The sequence below is a fragment of the Pseudomonas sp. TH31 genome, assembly GCF_016650815.1.
Lineage (GTDB): Bacteria > Pseudomonadota > Gammaproteobacteria > Pseudomonadales > Pseudomonadaceae > Aquipseudomonas.
The window spans coordinates 1-23,614 of record NZ_JAEKEZ010000034.1 but is presented as its reverse complement, the minus strand read 5'-3'; the positions used below and the strand labels follow the sequence as shown (position 1 = coordinate 23,614).

At 58.8% G+C, this 23,614-nt stretch carries 22 protein-coding genes and 7 pseudogenes; 14 read left to right on the top strand and 15 right to left on the bottom strand.

From position 1 onward, the window contains the following. Window positions 1-42 precede the first annotated feature (42 nt). Entirely contained in the window at window positions 43-210 is a 168-nt protein-coding gene (locus tag JFV26_RS28585) for a hypothetical protein (protein WP_201197044.1), read from the top strand. A gap of 79 nt (window positions 211-289) precedes the next feature. Here the strand turns inward: JFV26_RS28585 and JFV26_RS28580 are convergent, their stop codons facing one another. Then, window positions 290-1,039, bottom strand: coding sequence for a TerC family protein (locus JFV26_RS28580; protein WP_201197043.1), 750 nt, complete (start codon window positions 1,037-1,039; stop codon window positions 290-292). A gap of 28 nt (window positions 1,040-1,067) precedes the next feature. After that, window positions 1,068-1,310, bottom strand: coding sequence for a hypothetical protein (locus tag JFV26_RS28575; protein WP_201197042.1), 243 nt, complete (start codon window positions 1,308-1,310; stop codon window positions 1,068-1,070). A gap of 251 nt (window positions 1,311-1,561) precedes the next feature. On the opposite strand from JFV26_RS28575, the gene nhaR reads away from it, so the two are divergent. After that, the gene (gene nhaR / locus JFV26_RS28570) at window positions 1,562-2,461 is read left to right on the top strand and encodes a transcriptional activator NhaR (protein ID WP_201197041.1); all 900 of its coding nucleotides are present in this window, start codon (window positions 1,562-1,564) and stop codon (window positions 2,459-2,461) included. A 4-nt stretch (window positions 2,462-2,465) separates the two neighbouring features. On the opposite strand, the gene JFV26_RS28565 is transcribed toward nhaR, so the two are convergent. Beyond that, a complete protein-coding gene (locus tag JFV26_RS28565; RefSeq protein ID WP_201197040.1) occupies window positions 2,466-3,620 on the bottom strand; it encodes an MFS transporter in 1,155 nt (384 codons plus the stop codon). 335 nt (window positions 3,621-3,955) lie between these two features. Between JFV26_RS28565 and sstT the strand changes: the two genes are divergently transcribed. Next, complete coding sequence (sstT, locus tag JFV26_RS28560) at window positions 3,956-5,188, top strand: serine/threonine transporter SstT (RefSeq protein WP_201197039.1); 1,233 nt, start codon at window positions 3,956-3,958, stop codon at window positions 5,186-5,188. Window positions 5,189-5,353: 165 nt separating this feature from the next. Here the strand turns inward: sstT and JFV26_RS28555 are convergent, their stop codons facing one another. Beyond that, window positions 5,354-5,863 carry a DUF1993 domain-containing protein gene (locus JFV26_RS28555; RefSeq protein ID WP_201197038.1) on the bottom strand — a complete coding sequence of 170 codons (510 nt, stop codon included), beginning with the start codon at window positions 5,861-5,863 and terminating at the stop codon, window positions 5,354-5,356. 139 nt (window positions 5,864-6,002) lie between these two features. Between JFV26_RS28555 and JFV26_RS28550 the strand changes: the two are divergent. Further along, window positions 6,003-6,646, top strand: a pseudogene (locus JFV26_RS28550) (YceH family protein). A gap of 159 nt (window positions 6,647-6,805) precedes the next feature. Here JFV26_RS28550 and JFV26_RS28545 read toward each other — a convergent pair. Further along, on the bottom strand, window positions 6,806-7,324 hold the full coding sequence (locus JFV26_RS28545; protein ID WP_201197037.1) for a cupin domain-containing protein: 519 nt from the start codon (window positions 7,322-7,324) through the stop codon (window positions 6,806-6,808). Between the two features lie 169 nt (window positions 7,325-7,493). Beyond that, window positions 7,494-8,312, bottom strand: a complete 819-nt coding sequence (locus JFV26_RS28540) for a shikimate 5-dehydrogenase (protein WP_201197036.1) — start codon at window positions 8,310-8,312, stop codon at window positions 7,494-7,496. A gap of 244 nt (window positions 8,313-8,556) precedes the next feature. Between JFV26_RS28540 and JFV26_RS28535 the strand changes: the two genes are divergently transcribed. The 3 genes from JFV26_RS28535 (at window position 8,557) to JFV26_RS28525 (ending at window position 9,621) form a co-directional block, all read left to right on the top strand. Next, window positions 8,557-8,895, top strand: coding sequence for a hypothetical protein (locus JFV26_RS28535; protein WP_201197035.1), 339 nt, complete (start codon window positions 8,557-8,559; stop codon window positions 8,893-8,895). A gap of 248 nt (window positions 8,896-9,143) precedes the next feature. Further along, complete coding sequence (locus tag JFV26_RS28530; protein WP_123409983.1) at window positions 9,144-9,338, top strand: hypothetical protein; 195 nt, start codon at window positions 9,144-9,146, stop codon at window positions 9,336-9,338. A gap of 100 nt (window positions 9,339-9,438) precedes the next feature. Then, the gene (locus tag JFV26_RS28525) at window positions 9,439-9,621 is read left to right on the top strand and encodes a hypothetical protein (RefSeq protein WP_201197034.1); all 183 of its coding nucleotides are present in this window, start codon (window positions 9,439-9,441) and stop codon (window positions 9,619-9,621) included. On the opposite strand, the gene JFV26_RS28520 is transcribed toward JFV26_RS28525, so the two are convergent. Next, window positions 9,618-10,679: an AI-2E family transporter gene (locus tag JFV26_RS28520; protein WP_201197033.1), complete on the bottom strand. Its 1,062-nt coding sequence runs from the start codon at window positions 10,677-10,679 to the stop codon at window positions 9,618-9,620. The genes JFV26_RS28525 and JFV26_RS28520 overlap by 4 nt on opposite strands. 160 nt (window positions 10,680-10,839) lie before the next feature. Between JFV26_RS28520 and trhP the strand changes: the two are divergent. Next, window positions 10,840-12,176 (top strand): annotated as a pseudogene (trhP, locus tag JFV26_RS28515) (prephenate-dependent tRNA uridine(34) hydroxylase TrhP). 186 nt (window positions 12,177-12,362) lie between these two features. Here the strand turns inward: trhP and JFV26_RS28510 are convergent. Then, window positions 12,363-13,226 (bottom strand): LysR substrate-binding domain-containing protein, encoded by an 864-nt coding sequence (locus JFV26_RS28510; protein ID WP_201197032.1) that lies wholly within the window; start codon window positions 13,224-13,226, stop codon window positions 12,363-12,365. Between the two features lie 74 nt (window positions 13,227-13,300). Here JFV26_RS28510 and JFV26_RS28505 point away from each other — a divergent pair, with 74 nt between their 5' ends. Beyond that, complete coding sequence (locus JFV26_RS28505; protein WP_342215496.1) at window positions 13,301-14,248, top strand: DMT family transporter; 948 nt, start codon at window positions 13,301-13,303, stop codon at window positions 14,246-14,248. On the opposite strand, the pseudogene JFV26_RS28500 reads toward JFV26_RS28505, so the two are convergent. After that, window positions 14,245-15,127, bottom strand: a pseudogene (locus tag JFV26_RS28500) (LysR family transcriptional regulator). The gene JFV26_RS28505 and the pseudogene JFV26_RS28500 overlap by 4 nt on opposite strands. Before the next feature lie 146 nt (window positions 15,128-15,273). Here JFV26_RS28500 and ampC point away from each other — a divergent pair. Then, entirely contained in the window at window positions 15,274-16,443 is a 1,170-nt protein-coding gene (gene ampC, locus JFV26_RS28495; RefSeq protein ID WP_201197030.1) for a class C beta-lactamase, read from the top strand. A gap of 201 nt (window positions 16,444-16,644) precedes the next feature. Continuing rightward, the gene (locus JFV26_RS28490; RefSeq protein WP_201197029.1) at window positions 16,645-17,439 is read left to right on the top strand and encodes an SDR family NAD(P)-dependent oxidoreductase; all 795 of its coding nucleotides are present in this window, start codon (window positions 16,645-16,647) and stop codon (window positions 17,437-17,439) included. Window positions 17,440-17,556: 117 nt separating this feature from the next. On the opposite strand, the gene JFV26_RS28485 is transcribed toward JFV26_RS28490, so the two are convergent. Further along, window positions 17,557-18,120 (bottom strand): DUF4174 domain-containing protein, encoded by a 564-nt coding sequence (locus tag JFV26_RS28485; RefSeq protein ID WP_201197028.1) that lies wholly within the window; start codon window positions 18,118-18,120, stop codon window positions 17,557-17,559. Between the two features lie 227 nt (window positions 18,121-18,347). Between JFV26_RS28485 and JFV26_RS28480 the strand changes: the two genes are divergently transcribed. Continuing rightward, window positions 18,348-18,815 carry a GNAT family N-acetyltransferase gene (locus JFV26_RS28480; RefSeq protein ID WP_207204077.1) on the top strand — a complete coding sequence of 156 codons (468 nt, stop codon included), beginning with the start codon at window positions 18,348-18,350 and terminating at the stop codon, window positions 18,813-18,815. 36 nt (window positions 18,816-18,851) lie between these two features. Here the strand turns inward: JFV26_RS28480 and JFV26_RS28475 are convergent. The 5 genes and pseudogenes from JFV26_RS28475 to JFV26_RS28455 all read right to left on the bottom strand — a co-directional run. Further along, window positions 18,852-18,980, bottom strand: a pseudogene (locus tag JFV26_RS28475) (hypothetical protein); the annotation flags it as partial. Continuing rightward, window positions 18,977-19,576, bottom strand: coding sequence for a biliverdin-producing heme oxygenase (locus JFV26_RS28470; protein ID WP_201197026.1), 600 nt, complete (start codon window positions 19,574-19,576; stop codon window positions 18,977-18,979). The gene JFV26_RS28470 and the pseudogene JFV26_RS28475, both read right to left, overlap by 4 nt. 340 nt (window positions 19,577-19,916) lie before the next feature. Beyond that, the gene (locus JFV26_RS28465; protein ID WP_201197025.1) at window positions 19,917-20,702 is read right to left on the bottom strand and encodes a sulfite exporter TauE/SafE family protein; all 786 of its coding nucleotides are present in this window, start codon (window positions 20,700-20,702) and stop codon (window positions 19,917-19,919) included. A 212-nt stretch (window positions 20,703-20,914) separates the two neighbouring features. Further along, the gene (locus JFV26_RS28460) at window positions 20,915-21,079 is read right to left on the bottom strand and encodes a hypothetical protein (protein ID WP_242487936.1); all 165 of its coding nucleotides are present in this window, start codon (window positions 21,077-21,079) and stop codon (window positions 20,915-20,917) included. Between the two features lie 70 nt (window positions 21,080-21,149). Continuing rightward, window positions 21,150-21,886, bottom strand: a pseudogene (locus JFV26_RS28455) (hypothetical protein). Window positions 21,887-22,161: 275 nt separating this feature from the next. Between JFV26_RS28455 and JFV26_RS28450 the strand changes: the two are divergent. Beyond that, a pseudogene (locus JFV26_RS28450) lies at window positions 22,162-23,309 on the top strand (aldose epimerase family protein). A gap of 185 nt (window positions 23,310-23,494) precedes the next feature. After that, window positions 23,495-23,614, top strand: a pseudogene (locus JFV26_RS28445) (aldo/keto reductase); the annotation flags it as partial.

The following is a 23,614-nucleotide window of genomic DNA, read 5'->3' as shown; positions in this document are numbered from 1 at the left end:
GCAAAGCGTGTGTGCCCGATGCAGGGCAAAGAGGAGGCACCGATGAGCCTGACAATGACAATCTTGATGCTGATTTGTGGCTGGCTGGCCGTAGCCGCCGCCATGTTGTGGGGAATCCTGCGTATCGCTCGCCGGCACCAGCACCCTGTGCAGTCGGTATCCGTGGCGAAAGCCGATCAACCGGCGGCGCGCAACGCCACCGCCCACTGACTCACGCTTTTCAGCGCACCAGACAAAAACGGCCGCCTGGGCTCTTTCGAGCGCAGGCGGCCGTTTCCTTTAGCGCCGGTTAAGCTTCAGCAGTCAGTCGCTTGTGCTTTGCCCGCCGGGACATCATGTTCAACCCCTCGATCGTTGCCGAGAATGCCATGGCGGCGTAGACGTAGCCTTTCGGTACATGGGCGCCGAAGCCTTCGGCGATCAGCGTCATGCCGATCATGATCAGGAAGCCCAGAGCCAGCATCACCACGGTCGGGTTGTCGTTGATGAACTTGGCCAGCGGGTCAGCGGCCAACAACATTACCAGCACCGACACCACCACCGCGATAATCATGATCGGCAAATGCTCGGTCATGCCGACAGCAGTAATGATGCTGTCGATGGAGAACACCATGTCCAGCATCAGGATCTGACCAATCGCTGCCGCAAAGCCCAGGCTCACCCCGGAGGTGGCCGACTTCGGATCTTCCAGCGCCGGGTCCATGCTGTGATGGATCTCGGTGGTCGCCTTCCACAACAGGAACAGGCCACCGGCAATCAGGATGATGTCCTTCCAGGAGAACACCTGGCCAAGGATATCGATCACCGGCTCAGTCAACTGCACGATGAAGGCGATGGTGCTCAACAGCGCCAGTCGCAGGATCAGCGCCATGCCGATACCGATACGCCGCGCTTTCTGGCGGTGCTGCATCGGCAGCTTGTTGGTCAGGATCGAAATAAAGATCAGGTTATCGATGCCGAGCACGATTTCCATAACGATCAACGTGGCCAGGGCAACCCAGGCGGTGGGGCTTGCAGCAAGTTCTAAAAGGTATTCCATGGGTCAGTCCTGACTCGTTTAAGACGGTTTAGATGTCCTGGGAGGAGGATTCGGTTTTTTCCGACTCTTTTTCCGGTTGTTCTTTCTTGCCAATCAGGCCGCCGGAGGCATCGCTGATCGCCTGTTCGGCGGCCTTATGCGTGTCGTCGATGGCCTGTTTGGCGGTTTCGGCGGCCTTGCCCATCAATTGCTGGGCGCTCTTTTCGGCCTGGTCGCAACCGGCCAATACCAGTAAAGACGTGATCAACAGCACCGTGGCGGTAAGTTTCATGGGGTTTCCTCGATAGAACGGACAGGCGCGAAAAGGCGCCCTGTCGATAGCGAGGCATTCTAAGGAGACAAACACTTCAGGAAAATTCGTATTTTTAGCGGTTATACTTCGATTTATACGAACCCAGAACAATCTCGCATAAATCGCTTTTACGTAGGAGCTGCCGCAGGCTGCGATCTTTTGCTTTTGTCTTTAAGAGCAAGATCAAAAGATCGCAGCCTGCGGCAGCTCCTACAGGGGATGTTGGCAATATGCTCAATTATCGACAGCTGCATTACTTCTGGGTAGTGGCCAAGACCGGCAGCATCGTGCGCGCCTGCGAGCAGTTGAACCTGACGCCGCAGACCATCAGTGGGCAGATTTCCTTGCTCGAACAAACTTATGGCATTGAATTGTTTCGGCGCGTCGGTCGCAATCTGGAGCTCACCGAGGCCGGGCGCCAGACCTTGCCCTATGCCGAGCAGATGTTCCAGCTCGGTGGCGAACTGGAGCTGATGCTCCGCGCCCAGCCCAACGAGCAACAGATTCTGTTTCGGGTCGGCGTGGCGGACGTGGTGCCCAAATCCATCGTCTATCGCCTGATTGCGCCAACCATGGCGTTGAGCGAGCCTCTGCGCATCACCTGCCGCGAGGACAAACTGGAACGCTTGCTCGCCGACCTGGCGATCCAGCGCCTGGACCTGGTGATCTCCGACAGCCCGATGCCATCGCACCTGGACATCAAGGGCTACAGCCAGAAACTCGGGGAATGCGGGATCAGCTTCTTCGGGACCACAGAACTGGCGGCGCAGTACGGCCAGGACTTCCCCCGCAGCCTGCACGGTGCACCCTTGCTGATCCCCGGGCCGGAAACCGTGGTGCGCGGTCGCTTGCAACGCTGGTTTGCCGAGCAGCAGATTCAACCGCGTATCGTTGGCGAGTTCGACGACAGCGCGCTGATGCAGGCCTTCGGCCAATCCGGCAGCGGGATTTTTATCGGCCCGAGCGTGATTGCCGACGAGGTGAAGCGCCAATACGGCGTGGAGTTGATCGGCCAGACCGACACGGTCACCGAGTCGTTCTACGCCATTTCGGTGGAACGCAAGGTCAAGCACCCCGGTATTGTGGCGATTACCGAAGGTGCCCGACGCGAGCTGTTTACCGAACTGTGAAGCCTCAGGCGCAGATTTCGCGCGGCTTCATGGTCATCAGCGCCATGGCCAGCAGGATCGAAGCAAGGATAAACGCAGCCGCCGCGAAACCCAGGCCGCCCAGGCCAACGGCGTTGATCACTCGACCGCCAACCATGGCGCCCAAACCGATCCCCAGGTTGGCCCCGGCGATGTTCAGCGACGCAGCAAAGGCCGGCGCCTCAGGCGCAGCCTTCATCAAACGCACATGGCTGACCAGGAACAGCGCAGCCTGAGTAATTCCCCAAATGCCCATCGCCGCTGCCAGACCGAGCGGCGACTGAATGTTCGGCACCAGCGCAATCAGGCCGGCAATCAGGAACGCGCAGAACATCATCGACGCGATCAGCGGATGACGATCCACCGCGCGGCCGCCCCACCAGTTGCCGATCAACCCCACCGCACCGAAGCCCATCAGGCACCAACCCACCAGCGTGCCGTTGAAACCGGCCAGGCGTTCAAGAATGTCCGCCAGGTAGGTATAAGCGGTGAACATGCCGGTAAACACCAGGATCGACAGCAGCACATGACCGATCATCAACGGGCTGCGCAGGATTTTGAACTGTGAACCAAAGCTCACCTGATTCTGATGCAGGAGGGTTCTCGGCAAGTAGATATACAGCAGCAAGGCCTTGGCAAACGCGATCACCGCCAGAATGCCAAAGGCGCTGCGCCAGCCGAACGCATCGGAAATCAGCGTACCCACCGGAATACCGAACACCATCGCGCAGACAATGCCAAAGCCGATCTTGGAAATGGCCCGTCCCGCATGATCCGGCCCGACTATGTCCACCGCGGTCTCACTGGCCAGGGCCCAGAACACCGGCAACCCCAACGCCGGGATCAACCGGGCGGCAGCCATTACCCAGATATTCGGCGCAAACGCCGCGAGGGTGTTGGCCAGCCCGAACATGATCAGCACCGAGATGAACAGCTTGCGCCGCTCGAACCTTGCGAAATACGCGGTCAGGAACGGGCCGAATGCGGCCACGGTGAAGGCGAACAAGGTCACCAGTAAACCCGCTTGGGGAATGCTGACGTCCAGGTCCCGAGCGAGCGCCGGCAACAGGCCGACGATGATGAACTCTGTGGTCAGCACCGTAAAACCGGCGGCAGACAACAGAAGAATGGGCACAAGCATGTGGAACTCCAGAAAAACGACGACGCCAGCGACAGCCCGAAGGCCCGCTGGCGGATTTGAAAATGAGGAGGGCGAATCTTATCAGAGTGTTTCCGACAGCGGTGGCTCAACTCGGACATATCCGCTTATATAACCGGGTGGCAGATCGTCACAGGTCTGAAGGATCGAGACGACCCTGTGATAAAGTCCGCGCCCTGCGATTCGTACACCCTGTTCATCGGCCAGTTTTTGGCATTGATGTCGCGTTACCCCCTCGGTTCCTTTCATGTGGCCTGCCCGGCTTTTTGCTGCATGACCTACGAAACCCTGCACCCAAAAAAATCAGAGATACCGTTATGAGCGCTTCATCCCCTTCCCTATTGCACCGTTTGAAACGCACCAGCCTGGTCACGCAAATCATCATCGGCTTGATCGCGGGCATTGCCCTGGCCCTGTTCGCCCCTGAAGCGGCGAAGGCCACCGCGTTCATTGGCAAAGTCTTTGTGTCAGCCCTGAAAGCCGTCGCGCCGATCCTGGTGTTCGTGCTGGTCATGGCCTCGATCGCCAACCATAAGCACGGTCAGGAAACCCACATCCGGCCGATTCTGTTTCTGTACTTGCTGGGCACCTTCGCCGCCGCCGTGGTCGCGGTCGTCGCCAGCACGTTGTTCCCTTCGACGTTGGTCCTGGCGACGCACGACGTTGCGGTGACCGCACCGGGCGGCATCAGTGAAGTCCTGCAAAGTCTGCTGTTGAGCGTGGTCGACAACCCGGTCAGCGCGCTGATGAATGCCAACTTCATCGGCATTCTGGCGTGGGCGATCGGCATGGGTGTCGCCATTCGCCATGCCGGTGATACGACCCGCGAGGTACTCGGCGACTTGTCCAACGGCGTGACCTTGATCGTGCGCCTAGTGATCCGTTTCGCGCCGCTGGGGATATTCGGGCTGGTGGCTTCGACCCTGGCCAGCTCGGGCTTCGGCGCCTTGATTGGCTACGTGCACCTGCTGGCGGTATTGCTCGGCTGCATGCTGTTTGTAGCGTTGGTGATGAACCCGATCATCGTGTTCTGGAAACTGCGCCGCAACCCCTATCCGCTGGTGCTGATGTGCCTGCGAGAAAGCGGCATCACTGCGTTTTTCACCCGCAGTTCGGCGGCGAACATTCCGGTCAACCTGGAGTTGAGCAAACGCCTGGGCCTGCATGAAGACACCTACTCGGTGTCGATCCCGCTCGGCGCGACCATCAACATGGCAGGCGCGGCGATCACCATTACTGTGCTGACCCTGGCCGCCGTGCATACGCTGGGGATTGCCGTGGACATTCCGACTGCCATTTTGCTCAGCGTGGTTGCAGCGATTTGCGCGTGTGGCGCCTCGGGTGTGGCGGGCGGTTCGTTGTTGCTGATTCCGCTGGCGTGCAGCCTGTTTGGGATTCCGAGTGAGATCGCCATGCAGGTGGTGGCAGTCGGTTTCATCATCGGTGTGTTGCAGGATTCGGCGGAGACAGCGTTGAATTCGTCCACCGATGTATTGTTTACCGCCGCGGCGTGTTTGGGCGAAGACGAAAAAGCGCAACGTTTGGCATAAGGTCAAAGATCGCAGCCTTCGGCAGCTCCTACAGGGTATACGTCGATCCAATGTAGGAGCTGCCGAAGGCTGCGATCTTTTAGCGTCAGCCGCAGCAACGCCAATTTCATCTAAAAAAGCCCGCCAAGGCGCAAACCTTGGCGGGCTTTTTTGTATCCGGGTGCTTTAGAACGCGCCCATGTAATCGCGCTTGCCCACTTCAACACCGTTATGACGCAGCAGTGCGTAGGTGGTGGTGACGTGGAAGAAGAACTGAGGCAGGCCGTAGGTCAGCAGGTAAGCCTGGCCAGTGAAGCGTTTCTCTTTCGGCGTGCCTTGACGGGTGATGATCTCGATCCCTTCCTTGCCATCGATCTGCTCAGGCTTGAACTCGCCGATGAAGGCCAGAACCTTGGCGATCAGCGCTTGCAGCTCGGCGAAGGTGGTTTCAGTGTCGTCGTACTTCGGCAGCTCGACTTCAGCCAGACGCGCGGAAACGCCCTTGGCGAAATCAACGGCGATCTGCACCTGACGCACCAGCGGGAACATGTCCGGGTACAGACGGGCTTGCAGGAACGCGTTCGGGTCGATGTTCTTGGCGGTAGCGTGGGCTTCAGCCTTGTTCAAAACGTCGCTCAGGGCGTTGAGCATTTGTTTGAAAACCGGGACGGAAGCGGCGTACAGGGAAATGGTCATGGCAGTCTCGTGTTGTGGCGGGGTTGAAACATGCGCCGATTATAGCCATGCCCGAGCGCTCTGCGGCTTGTCTTTTATCCAGCAAGGATTACGCTAGGTGGCTTCGACTGCACGCTTTGACAGCAAAGGGAAAAGCGCGATGAGCACTGAGCAAGAAACGACCTCCGACGAACCGCGCCTCAATAGCACGGAAATCCGCATCCTGGGTTCGTTGATCGAGAAGCAGGCCACCAGCCCGGAAACCTATCCGCTAACCCTCAACGCGCTGGTCATCGCCTGTAACCAGAAAACCAGCCGCGAACCGGTGATGAACCTCACCCAAGGTCAGGTCGGCCAGAGCCTGCGCGCCCTCGAAGGCCGAGGCTTCAGCAAATTGGTGATGGGCAGCCGTGCCGACCGCTGGGAACACAAGGTGGACAAGGCGCTGGAACTGGTGCCGGCCCAGGTGATTCTGACCGGCCTGCTGTTTCTGCGCGGCCCGCAAACGGTCAATGAACTGCTGACCCGCAGCGGCCGCATGCATGAGTTCGAAGATGCCGAGCAGGTAGTGCATCAGCTCGAACGTTTGATTGCCCGGGTCTGGCGTTGCTGATTGCGCGTCAGGCCGGTCAGCGTGAAGACCGTTATATGCATGCACTGGGCGATCCAGCAGATATCGAAGTGATCCTCGCCGCTCGGCAGAACCCGGTGGAACGTGGCGCTGGCAGTGTGTCGGTAGAGCGGATTGAAGAGCTTGAGGCACGGATTGCGGCGCTGGAAGAGCGTCTGGCACGCCTCGAATAATTGATGCTATCCGTAGCAGCTGCCGAGCCTGCGAGGCTGCGTTCGAGGACGAAGTCCTCGCACACGCGGTTTAACTGAAATGATCGCAGTGCTTGATTTCACGACTGCTTCGCAGCCGAACGCAGCCTCGCAGCCTCGGCAGCTGCTACAAAAAATGGGTTACTCGCCGTCCCAGTAATCGATCCCGTCGGCCTGTCTGGCGACTGCGACAAACCCCGAGGCATTGCCCTGGGCATCAACCTTGAAGTCATCCATCACCGCATACTTGCCGGAATCCGGGTATTCGCAGATTTCCGGCGATTGCTGGGTACTGACCGCCAGATAACGCAGTTCCGCGTTGCTGCTATTGATGATCTGATGCGCCGCCTCAGGACCGCCCGGCGGGCAGGCGATCACGTCGCCGGCGCGAATCGGGAAACGCTCGGCACCGAGACGAACCTCCCCTTCCCCGGCCACGACGAAAAACATCTCCTCGTTGACCCGATGACTATGAAACGGACTGCCGCGCATCCCCGGTTCCAGCGCATACAAGCGATAACCGAGCTTCTGCGCGCCCAGTTGCTGGCCAATTCGGGCCATGCGTTGTTGATAGCGCCCGGCGGTGTCACCGGTCGGGGCCAGCGATTGAGGCAACGGTAACAGCTCGGCCTGATCCAGATTGAGAATGGCGGGATGCATGGGGACCTCGGTCACGGTGTTTGTTGTAGGAGGCAAATCTTCGTTTGCTGGGGACCAGTATAGAGCTGGCCAGACGCAAAAAGATCGCAGCCTTCGGCAGCTCCTACAGGGTGTACGCAATCCATGTAGGAGCTGCCGAAGGCTGCGATCTTTTGATCTTTAGCCGTTATCAACTCCGGGCAAACGCCACCGCGGCCTTGAACTGCTCATCCGTCGGCCGCACGCCGGTATAAAGCACAAACTGCTCCAACGCCTGGATCGCAATTACTTCCAGCCCGGTAATCACCCGCTTGCCTTCAGCTCGACCGCGCACGATCAGCGGTGTTTCCGAGGGGATCGCCACTACATCGAAGACAGTCTCGGCAGAAGCGATGGTTTCAGCGTCAAACGCCAGTTGATCGGCGTCCGAGCCGCCGGTCATGCCGATCGGCGTAACGTTGATCAACATCTGTGGGCTCCGCGTCCCCAGTTCTGCTTGCCACGCATAGCCCAGGGACTCGGCCAACCCCCGCCCGGCGCGCTCGTTTCGGGCGACGATCAGGCCGTTTTCGTAACCGCCATCACGCAAGGCACTGGCCACCGCCTTGGCCATGCCGCCACTGCCGCGCAGGGCAAAGGTCGACTGCTTCGGCACTTGATGGGTTTCCAGCAACTGGGCGATGGCAATGTAATCGGTGTTGTAGGCCTTGAGGTGGCCGTCGGTATTGACGATGGTGTTGATCGATTGAATGGCCGCAGCCGAGGCGTCCAGCTCATCGACCAGCGCGATACAGGCTTCCTTGAACGGCATCGACACGCCGCAACCGCGAATGCCCAAGGCACGAATGCCGCCCACAGCGCCGGGAAGGTCCTGGCTGCTGAAGGCCTTGTAGTAAAAATTCAACCCCAGTTGTTCGTACAGATGATTGTGAAATCGCAGGCCAAAGTTCCCGGGGCGTGCTGACAGGGACATGCACAGCTGGGTGTCTTTGTTGGGGTTCATCTGCATGAAACATCTCCTTCCAATGCACTTTCAGATGGACGGGATTGGCCATTCCATCCTGTTCTGTTCGATCATAGAGGCCTGCCTGCACTCGGCTTTGCAGGACCGTAAAGAAGCCGGTACAGACCTTACACAAAATTTACCTAACGATTGTGCAGTTTTTCAAAAAAGCGCTGTCTTAGAAGTATCCCCGCGACAATCCTTGGGTCTATTGCAGATTCAAGCGCGGGTCGAACAACGAGGAATTATCATGATCCGTAAACTTCCTGTCTTAGCTTTGCTGATCGGTGCATTAGCTGTCGCCGGACAGGCGCAAGCCGGTGGTTACTATTATCACGGTGGTGGCCACGGCGGCTGCTGCTGGGGTGGCGGTCACGGTGGCTGGGTCGGGCCGGCCGCTGTCGGTGCAGTCCTGGGCGCTGTGGTAGCGGGTTCTGTGTACGCCAACTCGGGTCCGCGTACGGTTTACGTACAGCAACCGGTCTACGTCCAACCGCAGCCGGTCTATGTCCAGCCGCAGCCGGTCTATGTCCAACCGCCACCGGTTTACTACCAGCCACAGGGCTACTACGTTCAGCCTCGCTATTAAGGCCCACACACGTAGCGTTCAGCTGGAACTGGAACAGGCACCGCCGCAAGGCGGGGCCTGTTTTTGTTTCTGAAGTCTGAATAAATGTCACCAAGGTCGCTGCCAGGACAGTGCTTGCGACTAGAATCGGCATGATTGACGCCAGCCCTTCCTTCACATTGAAGAAAACGGTCATATTTATGTCATGTCAGGTCCGCAAGCTTGGGCCTGTCCGTAAACAACAGGTTGATAAAAACAAGGACGATCTCATGCCAACGCAAAACCCGCACCGCAATGTCGGCTTGTGTACCTCCAGCAAGGTGTACAACGCACTGACCGAACTCAAGCACCTGGAAGGCCATCGCAGCGCCAAGTTTCTCTCGCTGCTGGCAGAAAACCTGGTGCGCAAAGGCCTGCTCAACGAGCAGGAAGTGGTGCATATGCTCGATCTGGTAGTCGATTGACCGCCACACTCGCTGGCATCAATGACCACTATCAAGAACGTTGATTGTCCGTTGAACCGCGCGGTCCGTAAGGTAGCTCCATAGATTGATGGAGGTACTTATGTCCCAGGTTCAGATCATGTCCGTTATTGGCAGCGCCGTTCCCGCATCGCTCAGAGAGCTGGGACTGCTCGCCTGCTGGTATGTGGTGCGCGACGGCGAACCGATCAGCGGCCCGCTCACCTCGCTTCCCGCCGCCCAGGCCCTGTCACTACGTATCGGCGTCGTCCGGCTCATCGCCTAAGGCAACTGGACCCGCGGCTTGCTTTCAATGAAGATCGCCCAGCTCGACATAAACAGCGCGGCGATCAACGGCCCGATCACAAACCCGTTCAGACCGAACACGGCCATACCGCCCAAGGTCGAGATCAGGATCAAGTAGTCGGGCATCCGGGTGTCTTTGCCCACCAGGATCGGCCGCAGCAGATTGTCCACCAGGCCAATCACAAACACTCCGAACAGCCCCAGCACCACGCCCTGCCAGATCGCCCCGCTGAGCAGGAAGTACACCGCCACCGGCGCCCAGACAATCCCCGCCCCCACCGCTGGCAACAGCGACAGAAACGCCATCGACACCGCCCAGAGCAACACACTGGGGATATCCAGAAACCAGAAAATCAAGCCACCCAACGCGCCCTGCGTGATCGCCACGAGCAAGTTACCTTTGACGGTGGCCCGCACCACGCGATTGAATTTAAGCTGCAAACGGCGTTTCTGGTGTTCCTGCAACGGCACGGCGGTGCGGACTTTGCGCGCCAGCTCGGCGCCGTCCCGCAGAAAGAAGAACAACAGGTACAGCATGATGAAAAAGCTGACGATGAACTCGAACGTCCCCTGACCAACACTGAAAACCTGCGTGGCAAAGAATTGACTGCCTTGCATCGCGCCCTTGACGATTTTGTCCTGCACCCCCTTCAACTCACCCACGCCAAACCGATCAAGCAAATGCTGGAAATACGGCGGCAAGCCATGCTTGAACTGCGACACATACCCGGCGATGTCCAGCTCGCCGCTTTCGATGCGGTTGTACAGCGACGCGCCTTCCTGGACCAGCAGGACGCTGATGATGATCACCGGCAAAATCGCGATCACCAGACAAATACTCAGGGTGCACAGGGACGTCAGGTTGCGCTGCCAGCCGAACTTCGATTGCAGCCGCCGCTGCATCGGCGCGAAGACGATGCCGAGGATGACCGCCCAGAACACCGCACCGTAAAACGGCAAGAGAATCCAGATAAACGCGAAGGTCACGGCAACCAGCAATACCAGCAGCGCTCTGTTTTGTAGCGTGGTTTCTTTCATGTCCGATCCATGTCAGTGCGCAACGGAGCAGGCGCTCCTTGATGCTTAGTCCGCCGCGGTTCGCACGAGTGCCATCCGTTTGTTCATCAAGCATAGATCCAGATCAATGATCCCTGCGGGCAACGCCTCTATCCTCGGCGGCTTTGCGATTGATACCGCCATGCCCCTTGCCACACTGCTCTCAACCCCGGAGCTGCTCGCCCCCGCCGGCACCCTGAAAAACATGCGTTATGCCTTCGCCTACGGCGCCGATGCGGTGTACGCCGGGCAGCCGCGCTACAGCTTGCGGGTGCGCAATAACGAATTCGACCACGCCAACCTCGCCCTCGGCATCAAGGAAGCCCAGGCCCAGGGCAAGCGTTTCTACGTGGTGGTGAACATCGCACCGCACAATGCCAAGCTCAAAACGTTTCTGAAAGACCTGGCACCGGTGATCACCATGGCGCCGGATGCGCTGATCATGTCCGACCGGGCCTGATCATGCTGGTACGCCGGCACTTCCCGCAGATGCCGATCCATCTGTCGGTGCAGGCCAACACAGTGAATTGGGCGAGCGTCGAGTTCTGGCAGCAACAGGGCTTGAGCCGGATTATCCTGTCGCGGGAACTGTCCCTGGAAGAAATCGCCGAAATCCGCCAGCAAGTGCCGGCCATGGAACTGGAAGTGTTCGTTCACGGCGCGTTGTGCATGGCCTATTCCGGTCGCTGCCTGCTGTCGGGCTACATGAACAAGCGCGACGCGAATCAGGGCAGTTGCACCAATGCCTGTCGCTGGAAGTACTCGGCTACGCAGGCCACGGAAAACCAGCTCGGCGAGATTGTTCAGCAGTTCCAGCCTGAACCGACCCTGGGCATCGGCGCGCCGACCGATCAGGTGTTCCTGTTGCAGGAAGCCAATCGACCGGACGAGCTGATGCCGGCCTTCGAGGACGAACACGGCACCTACATCATGAACGCCAAAGACCTGCGCGCCGTGCAGCATGTCGAGCGTTTGACGCAAATGGGTGTGCATTCACTGAAGATCGAAGGCCGGACCAAATCGCACTTCTATTGCGCCCGCACTACTCAGGTGTATCGCCAGGCCATTGATGACGCGGTGGCCGGTCGCGCCTTCGACCGCAATCTGATGACTGATCTGGAGTCCCTGGCCCAGCGCGGCTACACCGAAGGTTTTCTGCGCCGGCATGTGCATGATGAGTATCAGAACTACCGGAACGGCAGCTCGGTGTCGGAGCGCCAGCAATTTGTCGGGGAATTGACTGGCGAACGGCACGATCGACTGGCCGAAGTGAAGGTGAAGAACCGCTTTGGCCTGGGCGACCACCTGGAATTGATGACGCCCAAGGGCAACTTCCACTTTGATTTACATCAGTTGCAAAACGTCAAGGGCGAGCCGATCGAAGTGGCGCCGGGGGATGGGCACACGGTGTATGTGCCGATCCCGGATGCGCTGGATTTGCGGTTTGGGTTGTTGATGCGCGATATCAGCGCGACGTAACTCCGATACAGCTTGCACCACTGCCTTCGCCGGCACCGCAATACTGTAGGAGCTGCCGAAGGCTGCGATCTTTTGATCTTGATCTTGATCTTGATCTTCGGCGATTCGAAGATTGCTAAAGATCAAAAGATCGCAGCCTTCGGCAGCTCCTACGGGGGGATCCATTCACCGCGGACATCACGGAAGTCAGGCGAACTCTTCGCGCAACATCCCCACAAACGCCTCTCGCGCCGGGTGAACCCCGGCATTTTCATGCCAGTAGAACAAATTCTCCACCGCCGTCAGTTCCGGGAATTCATACCCCGCGCACCCTGCCCCTTTCGCGTACTGATCAAACACCCCTTTTGGCACCAACGCCACGCCAGCCCCGGCACTGACGCAACCGACAATCGCCCCATAACTGGCCAGGCTGACAATCGGCAACGCCTGCCCCTGGCGCAGCAACCAATGTTCCAGCGCCGCCCTATACGGACAGCCCTGCGGCCACATGAACACGGTTTTGCCCTGCAAATCCGCGACGTCGCGCACCGGCCCCAGCGACGTTGAAGCAATCAGCAACAGCTCCTCGCGGTACATCGGCGTGCGCATGAGCTGCGAGCGCTCGACATCCACCGCGACGATTGCGCCGTCGAGGCGGTGATTGGCCGTGTCGTCGAGCAATTGGCTCCAGGTACCGGTGGTCAGCTCCAGGGCTACGCCGGGATAACGCTTGTGGAACTTGGCGAGTAACCGCGGCAATCGACCGGTAGCCGACGATTCGATGGCGCCGATGCGTAGCGGTCCGGATGGCTCGGCTGCCGGGTCCAGTGCTCGTTTGGCTTCTACCGTTAGCGCCAGAATCTTCGAGGCGTAGGCCAGAAAGGTCTGCCCCGACGGACTGATCCGCAGTCCACGACCCTCGCGCAGAAACAGCGCCACCCCCAATTCGGCCTCCAGCGCCTTGATCCGCGCGGTGATGTTCGACGGCACGCAGTGCAACAGCTCGGCCGCCCGGGCGATGCTGCCGACACCGGCAATGGTCTTGAACATGCGAATTTGAGCCAATTCCATACATCACCAAAAGTGAATAATTACCACAGTATAAGTCAGTTGTGGCGAATGATCGGACTTCCAATACTGGGGGCATCACCCCACAGGTATCCGATCATGCCGTCACTTCCCCCGCCCTCAAAATCATCCTGGCCATGGCGTTTGTCGTGGCGTGCTGGGGCTATTCACCGAGCGGTATTCACCTCGGCTTGCAGACCTACGACCCCGGCCACCTGGCACTGCTGCGGTTTTTGGTGGCGTCGGTGTTCATGGCGGTGATTGCGGCGTGGCGCGGCATCAGCCTGCCGAAAATGCGTGACCTGCCGTTCTTGATTACCCTCGGGTTCTTTGCCGTGAGCCTGCACCACGTCCTGCTGAACTTCGGCCAACAAGGCGTCAGCGCTGGGGCTTCCAGTGTGTTGGCGCAATCGACGCCTCTGTTCAGCACGCTGCTGGCGCGTTTCGTGTTCAAGGATCGGGTGAGTGGCTGGCGCTGGGGTTGTGTGTTGCTGGGGTTGATCGGCGTGGTGATTGTGGTGGCCGGTGATAAAGGGCTGGGTAGCATTGATGCGCACGGCTTGCTGATTCTGATGGCCGCGGTGTCGTGGAGTTTTTACTTTGCGCTGCACAAGCATCACACCGGGCGGTATGACGGTTTGACCCTGACTTGCTACACCGTCTGGTGCGGGACCGCGTTGTTATTGGTTTATCTACCGGGGCTGGCGGATCAAGTGGTGCGGGCACCGGTTGAAGTGCAGATGACGGTGATGGGGTTGGGCGTGTTTCCGAGTGCCTTGGCGTACCTGGCGTGGGCGTTTGTGCTGGCCCATATGGATTTGAGTCGTGCGGCGATGACGTTGTATCTGGTGCCACCGACGGCGATGGCGATTGCGTCTGTTGCGCTGGGCGAGCGGCCGGCGTTGATGGTGGTTGTGGGGGCGATAGTGGTGTTGGTCAGTGTGCTGGCGCTGAATCTGGAGCGGCGGGTGGTGGGGCTGCTGACGCTATCGCGAGCAGGCTCGCTCCCACAGGTTCTGCATTAATCCGGATTCATCTGCGCAGCCTGCAGCAACCATCCCTTGAACGCCGTCATCGCCGACGTTTCAGGCCGCGACTGCAAGCGTGTCAACCAGTAACTACCCGTGGTGATATGAATGGCAAACGGCTGCTCAATAGCCCCCGCCGCCAATTGCCGAGCAAACATCAACGGCGGTGCCAACGCCACACCGGCACCCTGCAGTGCCGCCTCCATCATCGCCAGCGATGAGTCGAAGATAATGCTTTGTGGCGGCGCAGCATGGGTCGAGAGGCCAGACGCCTGAAACCAGTCCGGCCATTCATCCGTGCGGTAAGAGCGCAACAACGTCTGCTGCAACAAATCGGCGGGCGATGCCAGTTGCCGGGCGATCTCGGGCACGCACAATACCGACAGCGGCGCCTCGATCAGCCGCACCGCCAATCCCATGCCACGCCCCGGCGCCAAAGCGGATCGCGCAGTCCAGCCCTTCAGCGGCCACGTCCACCCGGTTGTTGTTGGTCGACAGGCGCAAATCTATGAACGGATGTTTCGCCTGGAAGTCCGCCAGGCGCGGCAACAGCCAGCCCACCGCGAACGTCCCGACGACGCCGACCGTCAACACTTCCCGGTAATGTCCGCCCTCAAGTCGCTCCAGGGTTTCGGCAATCCGGTCGAAGGATTCTCGCAGCACCGGCAGCAAGGTTTCGCCCTCGCTGGTCAGCATCAAGCCACGGGGCAGGCGTTTGAACAGGGTTACGTTAAGCTGAGCCTCAAGGCTTTTGACCTGATGACTCACCGCCGCTTGCGTGACGCACAACTCCACCGCCGCGCGAGTAAAGCTCAAATGCCGCGCCGAGGCCTCGAAGGCGCGGAGTGCGTTCAACGGTAGTTGTGGACGAATCATGGCCACTCCAAAATTTTTCTAATGGCTCGTGCGAAATTTCATCGGTTGTCGATCAGCGGCAGACTGCCTAAATTTGCCGCGCCGTTCACCGGTCGGTGGCGGGCAGTCTACCGCTTAGCCGAACCAATTCGCATGGAATAGAACCAATGAAGGACACAATCACCATGACCAGACTCTCTATTTTCGGGGCTTGCGCGGCCTTACTCAGCGCCGGCCCGTGCCTGGCACAGGGCCAGACAGACCAGCAGATTCAAAGTGCGGTCGACGCTGCCATTCGCCCGATCATGCAAACCCAAGGCGTTCCAGGCCTGGCGGTGGCTGTGACCGTCGATGGCAAGCCGCATTACTTTAACTACGGCGTTGCCAACAAAGAAAACGCCCAAGCGGTCACCGAAAACACCCTGTTCGAAATCGGCTCGGTAAGCAAAACCTTCACCGCCACTGTCGGCGGCTACGCCCAGGCCACCGGCAAACTGTCCTTTAGCGACAAGGCCAGCCAGGTGTTACCGGCGTTGCGCGGCAGTGCGCTCGATAACGTCAGCGTGTTGCAACTGGGCACCTACACCGCCGGCGGTTTGCCGCTGCAGTTCCCTGATGCGTTCGATCACGCAGATAAAATGCTTGGCTACTTCAAGCAGTGGAAACCGGAGTACGGCGCCGGCACCCATCGCCTGTATTCGAACCCCAGCATCGGGCTGTTCGGCTATCTGGCCGCGCAAAGCCTGGGCCAGCCTTTTGATGATGTGATGGAAAAAACGCTGCTGCCGAAACTCGGGTTGAAACACACCTACCTCAAAGTGCCGCAAGATCAGATGGGGCTTTACGCTCAGGGTTATAGCAAAGACGGTAAACCTGTGCGGGTCGGACCGGGGGCGCTGGATTCGGAGGCGTATGGGGTAAAAACCAGTGCGACGGACATGATTCGTTTTGTTCAGGCGAACCTGAAACCTTCGGGGCTTGAAGCGCCAATCCAGAAGGCAATTGCCGCCACTCACACCGGTTACTACACGGTTGGCGACATGACTCAGGGGCTGGGCTGGGAACGCTACACCTACCCGATCACCCTCGATAAATTGCTCGCCGGCAACTCGACGCCAATGGCCATGCAAGCGCATAAAGTCCAATGGCTGAACCCGCCGCAGCCTGAGCCAGGCAATGTGTTGATCAACAAAACCGGTTCTACCGGTGGCTTCGGTACTTATGTGGCGTTCGTGCCCGCCAAAGACATCGGCATCGTGATCCTGGCCAACAAAAACTACCCGATCCCGGAACGGGTCAAGGCTGCTCACCAGATCCTGAGTGCACTGGCCGAGTAACCCGAAGTACATAACCTGTGGGAGCGAGTCTTGCTCGCGAAGGCATCGACACATCCAACATCAATGTGACTGATAGAGCGCTTTCGTGAGCAAGCCCGCTGCCACAGGGGTTATGTGCAGGACACAAGTTTGGCGATCACTTGAACTAGGCTAAGACCCGCGCAGTCATCCCTCTTACCTCCCTTCAAGAGCGATCCCTCCATGAACATCGATCTCTCCACCAAAACCGCCCTCATCACCGGCTCCACCCAAGGCATCGGTTTCGCTATCGCCAGAGGCCTGGCCCAGTCCGGCGCCGAGGTGGTGATCAACGGCCGCAAGCAAGACGCCGTAGACGCCGCCGTCACCCAGCTCAAGCACCTCCTCCCGTCAGCCAGCGTGCGTGGCATTGCCGCCGATGTCGGCACCGCCGAGGGTTGCAACGCGATGGTCGCGGCCCTGCCCCGCGTGGACATTCTGGTAAATAACGTCGGGATCTATGGCCCGCAGGATTTCTTCGAGACTGACGATGAGGTCTGGGAGAAGTTCTTCGAAGTGAATGTGATGTCCGGCGTGCGGCTGTCCCGTGCTTATCTCCAGGACATGGCCAGGAACGGCTGGGGCCGGGTGGTGTTTATTTCGTCCGAGTCAGCGCTGAATATTCCGGCGGACATGATTCATTACGGGTTCACCAAGACGTCGAACCTGTCGATCTCCCGTGGTTTGGCCAAGCGCATGGCGGGCACCGGGGTAACGGTAAATTCGGTTCTGCCGGGGCCGACGTTGTCCGAGGGCTTGCAGGACATGCTTAAGGACCAGCAGCAAAAGTCCGCAGAGCCGATTGAAAAGGTTGCAGCAGACTTTGTCATGGCAAACCGTCCGACGTCGATCATCCAGCGGGCGGCGAGCATGGAGGAAGTGGCGAATATGGTGGTTTATGTGGTGTCACCTCAGGCGTCGGCCACCACCGGTGCAGCGCTGCGGGTAGATGGCGGTGTCGTGGACACCATCGCCTGAGCGGATTATCACAAAACCTGTGGGCGCGAGCCTGCTCGCGAAAGCGCTCTATCAGTCACATGAATCCCGGATATGCCGACGCTATCGCGAGCAAGCTTCGCTCCTACAGGTGATTAATCAATCATCCGGCTGTTCAACCGGTTTGGCAGGCTTGGCCGGTTTACCCGGTTTGCTGCCCTTGGCCCCTTTTGTGGTGGCCGGTTCGGCGGCTACTGGCGGCGGGGTCGGCGGTGCAAGCTCTTTCTCGGCCGCCGGCAGGGCGTCGATGGTGTCGAAGATTTTCTTCAAGTCGACTGACTTCGATTCTTCCCCCGAACTCTCAAGCTTCGTCTCGCCATCCTTGCCCACCAGGATGACTTTGGGCAACGCCCCGGCACCGAGTTTCAGCGAGCGGATGAGCGCCATGGTGTCCTGCTGGCCGAGATCCTTGCCGTCAAGCTGACCGAACATGTTCAACACGCTGTAGACCTTGATGTTGCGTTGGGCGATCCCCTGTTTGTTGGCCGGATCCTCCAGCGACTTTTTCAGGCTCACCCAGACCGGATCGACGGTACTGGGCGCGATTACGATCAGCGGTCGGGCCCTGCCCACATCCGCAGCCAGGGGTGAGTCGCTGTCGGCGGCGAACAGGGGGCCGGCGAATGCCAGCAGAGTAGCCAGGGTCAATGACCTGATGAGCATGCGCATCTCCTTTTGATATCCACGCTCTAATGATTGCGCATCGCGGCGATCGTTCCGGGTGACGATCCACGAATATGTTTCGCGTTGACCAAAGCTTAGGTCAGGGCCGGCATTGCGCAACAGACGGTGAAGGATTGTGAGCAGCGATTGATTACGGTTTATGTGCGCTTTATGGTGGAGTTCCAGGCCTGCGAACGAATCGCCGGCACCCGGAAAAGGAGTTTCAGTTGGCCATTCATCTCGACTATCTCTGCGATCACCCGGCCCTGATCGCCGAATTCGCCGAACTCAATTTCAACGAGTGGGGCCATTACAAACCCGGCAACACCCTTGAGGCACAAACCGAACGCATGCGCGACAGTTGCGGCAGAGGTTCGGTGCCGACGGTGGTGGTGGCCATCGAAGACTCGCAATTGCTTGGCGGCGCCTTGCTGCTGGCCCACGATCTGGACGCCCGCCCGCAGTTGACGCCTTGGCTGGCCGGGGTCTACGTCAAGCCCGAACACCGTGGCCGAGGAATTGCCTCGCAACTGGTGACACGCATTGTTGAGGAAGCCGCGCAGGTCGGTGTGCCGGAGCTCTATCTGTGCACCCCCAACGCTCAGGCGCTATACGCCAGGTTAGGCTGGGAAGAAATCGAAGACGTGGACGACAACGGCCTGGTCACGGTGATGAAGCGCAGCACTGCACCTTGATCAACACCGAGAACTATCGGTGGTGAGGCGCTTGCCGATGATCAACTCAGGTTCACTCAGCGTCAGCAGCACGCCATGGGGCCGGATCGACCCCGGAATGCAGATCGCCTCACTGGCGCATTGGGCGAGCGCGGCATCGAGTTGCTCCGCGCTCAGGTGGCTCATTGCAACACCTCGCAGTACTCAAGCCAGTCCTCGAACGCCTTGAAGGTCGCCTCGGCCGCCACCACCGATTGCGCACGTTCGCCAGGGTCACGCACTTCATACAGGCAGCCCAGAAAACCTCGCCACATCATCAAGGTCGATGTGCCATACACCGCGAAAAACCGCCCACCCCGGTGTTCATCAATCCCCAGGCGCGAGTACAACCCGTTGCGCAAGGATTGTCCGCCCAGGGTTGCGCCCTCCAGGACATACAAGACGCCCAGCACGTCAGCAACCGTGGTGATTTCCAGGGAAAACCGGCACTGGGGAATCGCCACAATCTCATCCGCATCCAGACCCAACGCATTCAGGTCGGCTTCCAGGGAGGGCGTTTTGCTGCGAATCAGCCAGTCCAGATCAGGAATGGTCATTGCCAGTTGGAACAGCAGGCTTTCCAGTGGCCGATAGAAACCGTAATAGGCTTCGATCAGTCGGGTATAGAGGGTTTGATCGGCCGTATAGAACGGAATGCGTTTTTCCAACAACTGGTGCTGCTGGGTGGTGGCGATGCGCAGCTCGCTGAGAATCAGCGGCAGGCTTTTTGGCGGGGAGGTCATGACAACGCGTCGAGGCAAAACCCGGCGGTGTGGAGTTGATGCTCAGAGGCGTCGATTAACGCGTGCATGTATCGCCTCTTCGTTGTCGATCACGGGAAATGTCGACAGGTCATCCGCTGACGAATGAAAGGGTCGCTTTGCACCGTAGCACCTATGGGGTGCAAGAAGGGGTTTGTTTGCAAGTGGCTGAGCGAAGTGGGCTGTCGATAAAGATTTGACCAACCCTGACTTGTGGGAGCGAGCCTGCTCGCGATGGCGGACTAACAGTCAGCATATAGCTGACTGCAAGGACCCAGGCTCGCGCCCACCAGTCAGGGTTGGACCAATTAACTCAGGGAGATCAAAACGCCAGCTTATAGCCGATCAATACCAGCATCGTCGCCAGGCACGGGCGCAGCAGTTCGTCGGAGATGCGGCCGGTCAGGTGGCTGCCCAGCCAGATCCCCGGCAGCGAACCCATCAGCAGGAAGCCGAGTACGTGCCAATCCATATTGCCCATGCTCGCATGGCCAAGGCCGGCAACCAGGGTCAATGGCACGGCGTGGGCGATTTCTGTGCCGACCAGGCGGCGGGTTGGCAGCAGCGGATAAAGGATGAACAGCGCCACGGTGCCCAAGGCGCCGGCACCGATGGAGGTCAGGGCGACCATGGTTCCGAGGATCAGGCCAGTGATGACCGTCAGCACGTTCAGGCGCGTGCCGCTGGGGTTGTAGTTGCCACCGGCACGTTTGTGGGCGAAGTCGAGCAGGCGTTTCTTGAAGAAAATCGCCAGGGCCGTGGCAAACAGCACCAAGCCCAGGGCTTGCTTGATGATGGCGTTCATCGCCTCGGGCGCGGTGTGCAGGCTGCTCAGAAACCACAAGGTCATGGCCACCGCCGGCACACTGCCGAGGGTCAGCCAACCGGTGATCGCCCAATCGATGTTCCTGTTCTTGCGGTGCACCAGCACGCCGCTGGATTTGGTGATGGCCGCGTACAGCAAGTCCGTGCCTACCGCGGTGGCCGGGTTGACGCCGAACCACAAGAGGATCGGCGTCATCAGCGAACCGCCACCCACGCCGGTCATCCCGACGATAAAGCCAACCACCAAGCCTGCAACGACTAACCCGAAATTACCGAATTCCATTAACACGCCCACAAAAAACGCATGAAAAAACTGGCCCGCAGCATAGCGATTTTTCTTATAACCACTTATATCGATGCGGTCTATCGTTATGCCCCAAACCCAAAAACCTCAATCCCGTAGGAGCTGCCGCAGGCTGCGATCTTTTGATCTTGATCTTGAAAAACAAAGTCAAAAGATCGCAGCCTTCGGCAGCTCCTACAGAAATGGGGTTGTCAGTGCACCCGCCGTCCTGGCTTGAAGCTGTTGTGGCGATTGATCCACACCGTGGCGAAGGCAATCAGCGACAGAACCAGCAGTGCCCACGGAAATGAAATCACCCCGGCGCGGTCCAGCAGCAGGCCACCAAACAGCCCCCCGGCGGTGGCGTTCTCGGTCATGACGTCTGCGGCTCCTTCCAGTCAATGTCGGCGGCAAATTGTATACAAAGCCCGCGCCACTTTACCCGATTCACTGCACCGGCAAGAAATTCAAAAACAACAGGCTCTGCGCATAATTCAAACCGATACGCCGATAACGCTCGTCCAGCATCTGGGTCAGCAGGTCCAGGCGCGCGACGATCTTGCCGAATTCCACGGCGAAACTCAGGTTGCTGCCCTCCTCCGAGATTTCGTTGGAGAACAGCAACGGTTCGCCGTTCCTGTTTTGCCGTTGGCTCAAGATCCAGGTGGCTTTCTCGATGTTGCGCGCGGCGTTGCTGACGAAGACCGGGTTGATCGCATCCGTCATGTAGAACTCCAGCCGATTGCCGTGGGCCGTGACCAGCATGCTGCCGATGGCATAGATGAAGGCCCCGACCCGGTCGCCCAGAAACTCCGGACTCATCGCATAGCTCAACGCCACCAGGTCTTTTTACCACCCAGGGTCGGCAATGGCTCTTGCTGTTCGATGGCCATGCGCACCTGTTTTTCAGCCGTGCGGGCATCGAGGAAGCCGGATTTCTTCAGCTCTTCAGGGTTACGCAGATAGAGTTTGCTCATCAACAGATAGAGGCTTTGCAGGTTGTCGTGCATCGACAACGTGGCCATGCGATCAACGCTGGTCTGGAGAAATTCCTGGGGTTTGCCTTCGCGGAACTGGCTGATGACATCACTGCCCTGCTGCTGGCTGCAACCGCTGGCAAGGAGCATCGACAGACACGCCAGCAGGCGAATTCGGGTTTTCAGGTGGGGTAAGGCTCGAACCATGGGTGATTGGGCTAACACATTCCTGCGCGGCGGGAGTCGCCGCAGCCTGGCCATGGATAGAGCCGGTTAATTCACAAAAGTGCAGTGCCGACGGCATCCAGGCGATCTATGGTCATGAGCACCAACAGTTTAGTCAGACTTTACAGTTGAAATACTTGCCTTATCAGCTATAAACCCAGATCAATACATCATTTAGCATGACTAGTGAGCCGTTCCTCAGAACTGACTGTCAGATTTGAATACCCATTGAAAACAACAAAAAAGGATGCTCAGCCATGCTTCAACCCCGCTTTCTGCTTTGCGCCCTTGGACTGTCCCTGATGATCGCCACCCTACCCGCCTACGCCGCCGGCCTGTCCAGCGAGCACAAAGCTTTCGGCAAGACCAATGACGGCACACCTGTCGAGCAATACATCTTGCGCAACAGCCATGGTCTGCAAGCCACGGTCATTACCTATGGTGCCACGTTGCAATCGCTGAAAGTGCCGGACAAAGACGGCAACGCCGAAGACATCGTCCTGGGTTTCGATAACGTCCAGGGTTATCAGGCCGGCACCGCGTATTTTGGCGCGACCATCGGCCGCTACGGCAATCGCCTGGCCAATGGTGCTTTTGATCTGGACGGTAAACACTATCAAGTGCCGAAAAATGACGGCCCGAACGCCTTGCACGGAGGCCCCCAGGGTTTCGACAAACACGTGTGGAAAGCTGAACCGAGCAAAACCGATGACTCAGTGGGCGTCACCCTGACGTACCTGTCGAAGGACGGTGAAATGGGCTTCCCGGGAACATGAAAACCGAGGTGACTTACAGCCTCACCGAGAAGAACGAACTGCGCATCGAGTACAAGGCCAGCACCGACAAACCCACCGTGCTGAACCTGACCAACCACAGTTATTTCAACCTGGCCGGCGCTGGCAATGGCAATGTGCTCAAACAACTCGTCACGTTGCACGCCGACCATTACACCCCGGTCAATGCCAAACTGATCCCCACCGGCGAACTGCTGGCGGTCAGCGGCACGCCCATGGACTTCACTCAACCGACGGCCATCGGCCAAAACATCAAGGCTGATCATCCGCAGTTGAAGTTTGCCGAGCCAAAACACGGTGGTTTTGATTTCAACTGGGTCCTGGATGCCGAGGGTGACATAGGGCAACTCGCTGCCGATGTGCTCGACCCGGCCTCCGGCCGCCGCTTGCAGCTCTACACCACCGAACCGGGCCTGCAGTTCTACACCAGCAACTTCCTTGACGGCACGGTCAAGGGCAAGGCTGGCAAGGTTTATCCGCATTGGGGCGCGTTCACCCTGGAGACCCAGCATTATCCAGACTCGCCGAATCAGTCGAATTTCCCGAGTACGCGGTTGGATCCAGGCAAGACGTATACCCAGAGCACGCTGATCAAGTTCTCCGCCAAATAACCCGCTTGGCGCAAATCCCCTGTGGGAGCGAGCCTGCTCGCGATGAGGCCGTGTCAGCCAACTTCAATGTTGAATGTCAGCCCCCATCGCGAGCAAGCTCAGCCTACAGGCATCAACCCAAGGAACCCCTGAGCTATTCTGCTGCCCACTGGAGTATCGATCGCGTTTAAGAAAGGAGGTTTTTCATGCGGACCCTTGAACTGGCTGGCGTCAACGTACCGGTCATTGGCCAGGGCACTTGGCGCATGGGCGAGGATCGCTCGGCGCACCGTAATGAAGTCGCAGCGCTGCGCCAGGGCATCGAA

Excerpts from the sequence above, each read along its gene's own strand:
- JFV26_RS28540 (WP_201197036.1), bottom strand. The coding sequence starts at position 8,312 with ATGCAGATGAACCCCAACAAAGACACCCAGCTGTGCATGTCCCTGTCA.
- JFV26_RS28460 (WP_242487936.1), bottom strand. The coding sequence starts at position 21,079 with ATGACCGAGAACGCCACCGCCGGGGGGCTGTTTGGTGGCCTGCTGCTG.
- JFV26_RS28510 (WP_201197032.1), bottom strand. The coding sequence starts at position 13,226 with ATGGAATTGGCTCAAATTCGCATGTTCAAGACCATTGCCGGTGTCGGC.
- ampC (WP_201197030.1), top strand. The coding sequence starts at position 15,274 with ATGAAGGACACAATCACCATGACCAGACTCTCTATTTTCGGGGCTTGC.
- JFV26_RS28545 (WP_201197037.1), bottom strand. The coding sequence starts at position 7,324 with ATGCATCCCGCCATTCTCAATCTGGATCAGGCCGAGCTGTTACCGTTG.
- JFV26_RS28525 (WP_201197034.1), top strand. The coding sequence starts at position 9,439 with ATGTCCCAGGTTCAGATCATGTCCGTTATTGGCAGCGCCGTTCCCGCA.
- JFV26_RS28470 (WP_201197026.1), bottom strand. The coding sequence starts at position 19,576 with ATGACCTCCCCGCCAAAAAGCCTGCCGCTGATTCTCAGCGAGCTGCGC.
- JFV26_RS28485 (WP_201197028.1), bottom strand. The coding sequence starts at position 18,120 with ATGCTCATCAGGTCATTGACCCTGGCTACTCTGCTGGCATTCGCCGGC.
- JFV26_RS28555 (WP_201197038.1), bottom strand. The coding sequence starts at position 5,863 with ATGACCATTTCCCTGTACGCCGCTTCCGTCCCGGTTTTCAAACAAATG.
- JFV26_RS28465 (WP_201197025.1), bottom strand. The coding sequence starts at position 20,702 with ATGGAATTCGGTAATTTCGGGTTAGTCGTTGCAGGCTTGGTGGTTGGC.
- nhaR (WP_201197041.1), top strand. The coding sequence starts at position 1,562 with ATGCTCAATTATCGACAGCTGCATTACTTCTGGGTAGTGGCCAAGACC.
- JFV26_RS28535 (WP_201197035.1), top strand. The coding sequence starts at position 8,557 with ATGATCCGTAAACTTCCTGTCTTAGCTTTGCTGATCGGTGCATTAGCT.
- JFV26_RS28580 (WP_201197043.1), bottom strand. The coding sequence starts at position 1,039 with ATGGAATACCTTTTAGAACTTGCTGCAAGCCCCACCGCCTGGGTTGCC.
- JFV26_RS28490 (WP_201197029.1), top strand. The coding sequence starts at position 16,645 with ATGAACATCGATCTCTCCACCAAAACCGCCCTCATCACCGGCTCCACC.
- JFV26_RS28585 (WP_201197044.1), top strand. The coding sequence starts at position 43 with ATGAGCCTGACAATGACAATCTTGATGCTGATTTGTGGCTGGCTGGCC.
- sstT (WP_201197039.1), top strand. The coding sequence starts at position 3,956 with ATGAGCGCTTCATCCCCTTCCCTATTGCACCGTTTGAAACGCACCAGC.
- JFV26_RS28575 (WP_201197042.1), bottom strand. The coding sequence starts at position 1,310 with ATGAAACTTACCGCCACGGTGCTGTTGATCACGTCTTTACTGGTATTG.
- JFV26_RS28520 (WP_201197033.1), bottom strand. The coding sequence starts at position 10,679 with ATGAAAGAAACCACGCTACAAAACAGAGCGCTGCTGGTATTGCTGGTT.
- JFV26_RS28530 (WP_123409983.1), top strand. The coding sequence starts at position 9,144 with ATGCCAACGCAAAACCCGCACCGCAATGTCGGCTTGTGTACCTCCAGC.
- JFV26_RS28565 (WP_201197040.1), bottom strand. The coding sequence starts at position 3,620 with ATGCTTGTGCCCATTCTTCTGTTGTCTGCCGCCGGTTTTACGGTGCTG.